Raw genomic sequence first — 7,727 nt, forward strand, 5'->3', positions numbered from 1 at the left:
TTTTCTTAAAAGAGCTTGTTCTTGTTGATATAAGCCCAGAGCAGTTTCATCATCTCGCCGACCTTGACCGATGTTTTCTTGCCCATAATCGCCTGCAGGTCAGGGGTCAGCTTGATGGAGCGCTTCATCAACGGTCCGGTCCCGGTCATCAGATTGTGTTTCTTGATATAAGCCCAGAGCTTCTTATTGATATCCTTTACCTTGATAGCCTTCCCCGGGCCAAAAACCGGCTGCATCGCATCGGTCAACTTCACCGTGCGTTTCATTAATGCTTCGCCACGAGGCATATACCTACTCCTTTCTGCCCGTAAGGGCGGTTAGTAAACCATCGTCATCCTGTTACACGCTGGTGGTGTAACTATCTCATTGTGAGCAGAAATCCCCCTCTGTCAAGCGAAACCTGAAGGGAAATTTTTGGTCATCTTTTGCCTACTTTCCTCTCTTCTTCTATTAGTGCTACCCATCTCCTGCTTCTGTTGAGCGGTCTTGATTGAAATTGCCACCCATTGACTATTTGGAAAAAAATTATAGGCTATAGATTCTATGGCGACGGTTGCTATCCTCGGACGCCCCAATGTCGGCAAATCAACCCTTTTCAACCGAATAGTTGGTGGCAGGGTTGCCATCACTCTTAAAGAGCCTGGTGTTACTCGCGACCGAATAATCCGGCTGGCGCACTGGCAGGGCAAGGAATTCTTTGTAATTGACACCGGCGGCTTTGTCCCCGATTCCACTGAAGAGATGGAAAGGGAAATCGCCCGCCAGATTGAAATCGCAATTGCGGATGCCGATGTGATTGTTCTTGTCGTTGATGGCACCGCCGGACTCCTGCCCCTTGACCAAGAAATCGCCGACCGCCTGCGCCGCCAAGGGAAAACATTTCTCCTTGCGGTTAACAAGAGTGATATCAAGCAAAAATTTGACCCGAGCGAATTTCATCGCCTTGGTGCAAGGAGACTCTTTTCCATCGCTGCCGAGCATGGCACCGGTGTTGATGAACTCCTTGACGAGATTATCCTCCACCTACCAACCGCAACCCTCCTCCAACCTAAATGTCCTCTCCTTGCCCTTCTGGGCAGACCCAATGTCGGCAAATCAACCTTTCTCAACCGCCTCCTTGGAAAAGAACGGGCAATTGTCACACCCACCCCAGGAACCACCCGTGATACCGTTGAAGAAATTCTTGAGTTTGAAGGCGAAAAGTTTTGCCTCATTGACACCGCTGGTATCCGCCGCCGCACGCGCATCGACCAGCCGGTGGAGTATTATTCGGTTAGCCGCGCCCTTGACACCATCAGCCGCTGTGATATTGCCCTGATAATAATTGACGCCACCGAAGGACCAACTGCCCAGGACAAGCGCATTATCAATCTGGCTCAAGAAAATGGTAAAGGGCTGGTCATCGTCGCCAACAAGATTGACCTCATACCACCAGAACTCTACAAAAAGGTGCAGGAGTACATTACGACAAAACTACACTTCGTCAATTATGCCCCCTTGGTCTACACCTGTGCGCTCACAGGTAAAGGTGTGTATAACGCCATCCGCCAGGCAAAGGCGGTCTATCATTCCGGTGGTATGCGCTTGAGCAGAACCTTTCTCCACAGCACAATCCTTGAAGAACTCAAGCAAAACCCGCCCGCACCCAACTGCCATATCATCGGTTTAACTCAAACAGGTATCAGACCCCCAATTTTTCGCTTGCGTCTTTCACGACCGGAAACCGTCACCAGCCGTTACGAGCGCTATGTCCTCAACCTCATTCGGACCAACTTCCGTTTCACCGGCTACCCTATCAGGCTCAAAATAACCCGTTAAAATATGAAGCGGCAAAAAATCTGGCGCTGGCTCTTACCCGCTGCTGGCATTATCATCGCCCTCATCATTGCAGCATTAATCTTCTTCCTGACCCCGCGCCCAGGAAGGACAAGGGCAACCACGCTTTTATCTGTACCAGGAGGTGAAATCAACATCCTCCTCATTGGCAAGGACGCCCGCGCCCTTAACCCCTCGCTGGACAAAGGTGGTATCACCCGTATTCCGAGAGAAGAGGTGGCTCATTCCGACATCGTCATCATCGCCCACATCAACATCAACCTCAACCGGGTAACCCTTTTTGCCATTCCCCGTGATTTGCTCGTCATCGTCCCGAAAGTAACCTCGGCAGGCTCCCGAACCGATTTCAACAAAATGGAAAAACTTACCCATACCTTTGCCATTGGCGGCGAGCCACTCTTGCGCCGCACCCTTGAAAACCTCCTCGGCATAAAAATTCACCGCTTTATCGCCCTTGACTTTGACACCTTCCGCATGCTCATTCGCACGCTCATCAATTACATCGGTCCGGTTAAACTCAATCAGACTCACCTTACCGACCCAGACCAGGCGCTCAAATTTGTCCGCCAGCGCAACAACCTGCCCTATGATGACCTTGACCGCTGCCGTAACAGCCTCAATCTCATCAAAACCATCAGCAGCCGCATCTGGCCCCTTGCCGATACCAGGCTGGGTGATATTCTCATCCACCGGTTCTTTGACATCATTGGCACCGATACCGACATGACCCCCGACGAGGCAAAAGGGCTAATTTCCTCTTTACGGCAAATGGGGTTCAAACCCGAAAAAATCCAGTTGGCGGTAATGGTCAGTGAAGGCAGACCGGTTACCCTTGACCGCTATGCAATGACCCTATCCTGCTATCTACCCATTTATCCGGAGATGGAGAAACAGATTAAACACTACCTCCACGACCAGGATGACATTCCTGCCCTTGACTTTATGACCCAGCAAAAATACTCCTGGCCCGACTATATGACCATTGAATACGACCTCCTCCCCGATTACCACTTTGACAGCCTCGAACGCCAGCGCCTGGTTAAAAAACTTTTGGAACTTCAACTGCCGGCTGGAGACAGCCGCTTCTAACCCTCAACCAGTAGATTTTCCAGTTCCTTACGGAACGCCATCCTCCCCGCCTCCAGATTGTCCACTCCACCACCCCCCTCACCAATATCCTGCCTGCCGCCGCCACCACCGCCAAGGGCATTTCCCACCACCTTTGCCAGTTTCCCTGCAGGCAACCGCGCCTGTAAATCCGGACTGACAAAAACAACATAACGCAACCTTGAACCGCTCACCGCGCCGCTCAAAAATCCGGCATAATTACTTACCAGCAACTCCCGCACCCGGTCGCAGATTATCCTTAACTCATCAACCTCAAAAAAGGCAAAGTGCCCGATGATCAGCCTGATATTACCTTTGATCTCAGCATGCTGAACAAGAACCGCTGCCTCCTGACGGGCAAGCTGGGCTGAAAGCTGCCGCACCCGTGCACCCAGCCTTTTTGCCTCATCGCTCAGCGCCTCCACCCGCTTGATGAGCCCCCCCTCACTCACGCCCAAAAACTCCTGCAACCTGTCAAGAGTTTGCCGCTCGGCCCGCAACCGCTCAAAAGCCTGCCTGCCCACCAGCGCCTCAATCCGCCTGATTCCGGCAGCCACACCGGTCTCAGCCACAATCCGGAAAAACCCGATCTCCCCTGTCCGGCGCAGATGGGTGCCACCGCACAACTCAACAGAAAAATCCCCAATCCGTAAAACATTCACCCTCTCGCCATACTCCTCGCCAAAAAATGCCAAGGCGCCCATCCGCTTTGCCTCGCCGAGAGGCACATCCACCAGCCGCTCAACTGGCACATCCCGGATAATCTGCTCATAAATTAGCCGCTCTACCGCCTCAATCTCTGCCGGTTTTAAAGGCTCAAATGCGGCAAAGTCAAACCTGAGCCTACCCGGCTCAACCAACGAACCCTCCTGTTTCACATAATCACCAAGAACCCGGCGCAGTGCCGCATGCAGCAGATGGGTTGCGGTATGCGCCCGCTCAATCTCCCTGCGCCGCTCCTTATCAATCGCAGCAAAAACCGTCCCCTTCTTCGGTTCGCCCTTCTTCAAAACCGCCCGCGCCAGCCTCACCCCGTGCCGAAAATAACTGTCCTTAACCTCAAACTCAAAACCCTCGCCCATCACCCTGCCGGTATCCCCAACCTGACCACCCTTCTCAGAATAAAACGGCGTCCTTGCCAAAATCAGTTCATAACTCCCGTCGTCCAGCCGCTGGAAATCAACCAGTTCGGTCTCAGTCTCATCCATATCATACCCAACAAACTCTGACATCAGCGCACCTGAATCCACTACCGCCGCCTCCTTACCCTCGGCAATAAATGTTGCCTTTCTGCTCCGCTCCCGCTGCTCCTGCATCGCCTGCTCAAAACCCTCCTGGTCAAGTTTCAACCCCGCCTCATCTGCCAATTCCTGCACCAGTTCAATATGAAACCCATAGGTGTCGTGCAGCCGGAAGAGCTCCTCACCCGGAACCACACCCTCATCCTTGTAACGACTTAAAACCTCCTGCCATATCTCCAGACCGGCAGCAAGCGTGCGCAAAAATCGCTCCTCCTCTGCCTTGATAATCAATGCCGCCTGCTCCCTTTTTGCCCCAAGTTCTGGATACCATTGCCGCATCAACTCCACCACCACACCTGCAACCCGGTAAAGAAAAGGCTCAGACACCTTCTGCCGCTGGGCAAACAAAAGCGCCCTTCTCAAAATATTGCGCAGGATATACCCCCTGCCCTCATTTGACGGTATCCCACCATCCGCAATCGCAAACACCAGCGCCCGCGTATGGTCGGCAGCAACATAAAACATCTGCCGGTTATCAATGGTTAAATCCATCCCTAAAATCTCCTCAATTCCCTTCACAATCGGTGCAAACAGGTCGGTCTCAAAGATGCTCTTTTTCATCTGCGAAACCATTGCCAGCCGCTCCAGCCCCATACCCGTGTCAATTCCCCGGTTCTTCAAAGGCACCCTCGTGCCATCTGGCAACTGATTGAACTGGGGAAAAACAATATTGTAAATCTCGCTGAACCGGTCGCAATCACAACCAGGACCACATCCCTCCTTGCCGCAACCAAACTCCGCTCCTAAGTCGCAGTAAATCTCAGAACAGGGACCGCAGGCGCCAGTTCCACCTGCCGGACCCCAGAAGTTGTCCTCCTCGCCCAGCCGAAAAATCTTATCCTCTGGCAACCCGACAACCTTATGCCAAACCTCATAAGCCTCATCATCCTCCCGATAAACCGAAACATAAAGCCTTGAAGGGTCAATTTTCACCACCTCGGTGAGATACTCCCAAGCCCAGGGAATCGCCTCAGCCTTAAAATAGTCGCCAAAGGAAAAGTTGCCCAGCATCTCAAAAAAGGTGCAGTGCCTTGGTGTCTTGCCAACCCGCTCCAGGTCCGATGCCCGCAGACACTTCTGAATTGAGCATGCCCGCTTATAAGGCAGCTCAACCGCACCTGCCCAGAGCGCCTTGAACTGGACCATTCCGGCATTGGTAAAAAGCAGCGTTGGGTCATCCCGCGGGATTAAAGAGGAACTGGGAACAATCTTATGCTCCCGCTGGGCATAGAACTCCAAAAATGTCCGGCGCAACTCACGATGATTCATAACATCTGGGATTTTAGCAGGATTTTGGATTTACTGCAACTGCTGCACAGAGAAAATGGTTAAGGTTGACCCTTCCTCCACTCAAACACAAACTTACCGCTCTTATTTATATACCCCTCCTTATCACCCATCCGCACAAATCCCAGACCACCCTCAAAACTGCGGGCATAATCAAACTGAAGTTCTATCACCATCCTGCCAGTCGTATCAATGTAGCCCCATTTATTATCTATTCTCACCGGCGCGAGCCCGTCAGAAAAACTTCCCGGCTCATCAAACTGTGGTTCAATCACCATCTTTCCGGTTTTGTCTATATATCCAAACTTCCCATTCAAGAACACCGGCGCCAGCCCATCAGAGAAACTCCAGGCATTTTCAAACTGCGGTTCGATGACCACCCTGCCTTGCGGGTCAATATAGCCCCACTTTTTGTCTATTCGCACTGCGGCCAGACTCTCCGAGAATGTCAGCGCCCTTTCAAACTGGAGCGGGATGGCAAATTCACCCCGATGGTCAATATAGCCCCACTTCCCACTTGCCGAATCCCACACGCAGGCAAGACCCAACGAGAAATCGCCAATTACCTCAAACTTTGGTGGCAAAAGAAATCTCCCCCTTTTATCTATTAATGACCATTTGCTGGTCTTATAATCGCGCACCCGGGCAAACCCTTCCTTGAACTTCCATGCCCAGAGAAACTGCGGTCTGATGACCATTTTACCTTGCCGGTCAACATAACCCCACAGGTTGCCAACCTGCACCGCTGCCAGACTTTCCGAAAAATCCCTTGTGGCAGCAAACTGCGGCTTAATAACAAACTCCCCGCTCGTGTTGATATAGCCCCCGGCATTTCCAACCCGCACACCCGCAAGACCCTCAGAAAACTCCCGCGCCCATTCAAACTGCGGCTTAATGACAAACCTGCCGCTGGAGTTGATATAGCCCCATTTACCATCCTTTTGCGCAGGAAAAAGGCCGCTGTGCTCACTTTGCCCCTTCTTTCCTGTGGGTGGTGATTGCTTTGAACATCCTATTACGGCAAGAATTAGGGCCAGAGCAATAAAAAACCCAATCACAAACCTGCTCTTATTCACATCCCCTCCTTTTTGTTTCATCTTAACCTTTTCAACACCGCCTTTTGAATCACCGAGAAGCGATCTTTGACCCCAAAGTCTTTATAAAGGCTCTCGGTTAGCGAGCCTTCAGGGTAGTTAGTTTTCTCCTGTATCGCCATCAGTTCGGTGACAACAAGCAGAAATTCAACAGTAAACTCGCCCACTCTGTCCAACTCCTTGAATTGCTCAATATGTTCTGGTTTAAAAAACTGCAGGCTGGGCGGAAATGAGTTTACTGGCCTTACTTGGCTCAACATCGCCAAGATATGTTCCTTCAATCTCATGGTCAACGAAGGGTTATGGGCGTGCTTCACATACATTTCAACAATTAAATGGACATGGGCAGGTGTGCGCTCACGTTTGCCAGGCTCTCTAAATTTTACAATAAAATCAAAAGGGGATTCGGGCTTCCTACCAGGATAGACCCCAATTTGGACATTCGCCTTGGTTGTATAAATAAGGTCGTCTTTTTGTTCTCGCCTGAGTCGCCATATTTTATAAGAGGATTTCAGGTAATAGTAGATAACCCTCAACCGATTTAAAAACCCCTTCATTTTTTCACTTCATAAACCAGCAGGTATTGATGAACTATCTTTAAATCCTCACCTAATACCTGCGGACCTGGATCCCTTTTCTCTTGAACAACAACTACTATCTCCTTGAGCCATAAATCCTCAGCAGTTAAAATATCTATTAGCCTTTTGGCAAGAGGTTCAATGTAGCCATTTATTCTTACATCCTGGATTTGAATTGCCAAAAACCCACCATTTTCCAACCTAGTCAACTGCTCCTTTGCAAATTTTTTAATATTCTCTAAATAAAGTTCAATCTCAGCACTAGAACAGCAATTGTTAAAAATGGGGGATTTTATCAAAACCAAATGGTTCTTCATCCTGCTTTTTCTCTGAAATAAGTCCTTTGCATTCCCGATGTGTGCGGCAAAACTAATAACTGAATACCCCTTACCCTCTGAATATCTATCAATCACATTTTTATTAAAACACGCCTCAAATTCCTTTTCCGGGAAAATCCAAACCGTGGTTGTTTGCAGTTTATCCATTTTTCTTTTTAGTGATGGTCTCTCGAATACTGGTATTAA

The 7,727-nt window shown here is 50.2% G+C and carries 7 protein-coding genes; 2 read left to right on the plus strand and 5 right to left on the minus strand.

Going from position 1 to position 7,727, the window contains the following annotated elements; translation table 11 throughout:
- Positions 1–5 precede the first annotated feature (5 nt).
- A complete protein-coding gene (locus ABIK47_03730; GenBank protein MEO0019735.1) occupies positions 6–287 on the minus strand; it encodes an SWIB/MDM2 domain-containing protein in 282 nt (93 codons plus the stop codon).
- Positions 288–543: 256 nt separating this feature from the next.
- Here ABIK47_03730 and der point away from each other — a divergent pair, with 256 nt between their 5' ends.
- Together der and ABIK47_03740 are read left to right on the plus strand one after the other, a co-directional pair.
- Positions 544–1,818 carry a ribosome biogenesis GTPase Der gene (gene der, locus ABIK47_03735; GenBank protein MEO0019736.1) on the plus strand — a complete coding sequence of 425 codons (1,275 nt, stop codon included), beginning with the start codon at positions 544–546 and terminating at the stop codon, positions 1,816–1,818.
- Positions 1,819–1,821: 3 nt separating this feature from the next.
- Complete coding sequence (locus ABIK47_03740) at positions 1,822–2,925, plus strand: LCP family protein (protein MEO0019737.1); 1,104 nt, start codon at positions 1,822–1,824, stop codon at positions 2,923–2,925.
- On the opposite strand, the gene alaS is transcribed toward ABIK47_03740, so the two are convergent.
- The 4 genes from alaS to ABIK47_03760 form a co-directional block, all read right to left on the minus strand.
- A complete protein-coding gene (gene alaS / locus ABIK47_03745; protein MEO0019738.1) occupies positions 2,922–5,513 on the minus strand; it encodes an alanine--tRNA ligase in 2,592 nt (863 codons plus the stop codon). The two genes, ABIK47_03740 and alaS, sit on opposite strands and share 4 nt — an antisense overlap.
- A 59-nt stretch (positions 5,514–5,572) precedes the next feature.
- Entirely contained in the window at positions 5,573–6,607 is a 1,035-nt protein-coding gene (locus ABIK47_03750) for a WG repeat-containing protein (GenBank protein MEO0019739.1), read from the minus strand.
- Positions 6,608–6,624: 17 nt separating this feature from the next.
- Complete coding sequence (locus ABIK47_03755; GenBank protein ID MEO0019740.1) at positions 6,625–6,882, minus strand: hypothetical protein; 258 nt, start codon at positions 6,880–6,882, stop codon at positions 6,625–6,627.
- Positions 6,883–7,178: 296 nt separating this feature from the next.
- The coding region (locus ABIK47_03760) for a hypothetical protein (GenBank protein ID MEO0019741.1) at positions 7,179–7,727 on the minus strand (549 nt) is incomplete at its 5' end.

The organism is candidate division WOR-3 bacterium (assembly GCA_039801245.1).
Taxonomy (GTDB): Bacteria; Hydrothermota; Tepidihabitantia; order Tepidihabitantales; family Tepidihabitantaceae; genus JAOABP01.

What these genes read in the sequence shown, in the direction of transcription:
- ABIK47_03730 (MEO0019735.1), bottom strand. Translation starts at nt 287, where the DNA reads ATGCCTCGTGGCGAAGCATTAATGAAACGCACGGTGAAGTTGACCGAT.
- der (MEO0019736.1), top strand. Translation starts at nt 544, where the DNA reads ATGGCGACGGTTGCTATCCTCGGACGCCCCAATGTCGGCAAATCAACC.
- ABIK47_03740 (MEO0019737.1), top strand. Translation starts at nt 1,822, where the DNA reads ATGAAGCGGCAAAAAATCTGGCGCTGGCTCTTACCCGCTGCTGGCATT.
- alaS (MEO0019738.1), bottom strand. Translation starts at nt 5,513, where the DNA reads ATGAATCATCGTGAGTTGCGCCGGACATTTTTGGAGTTCTATGCCCAG.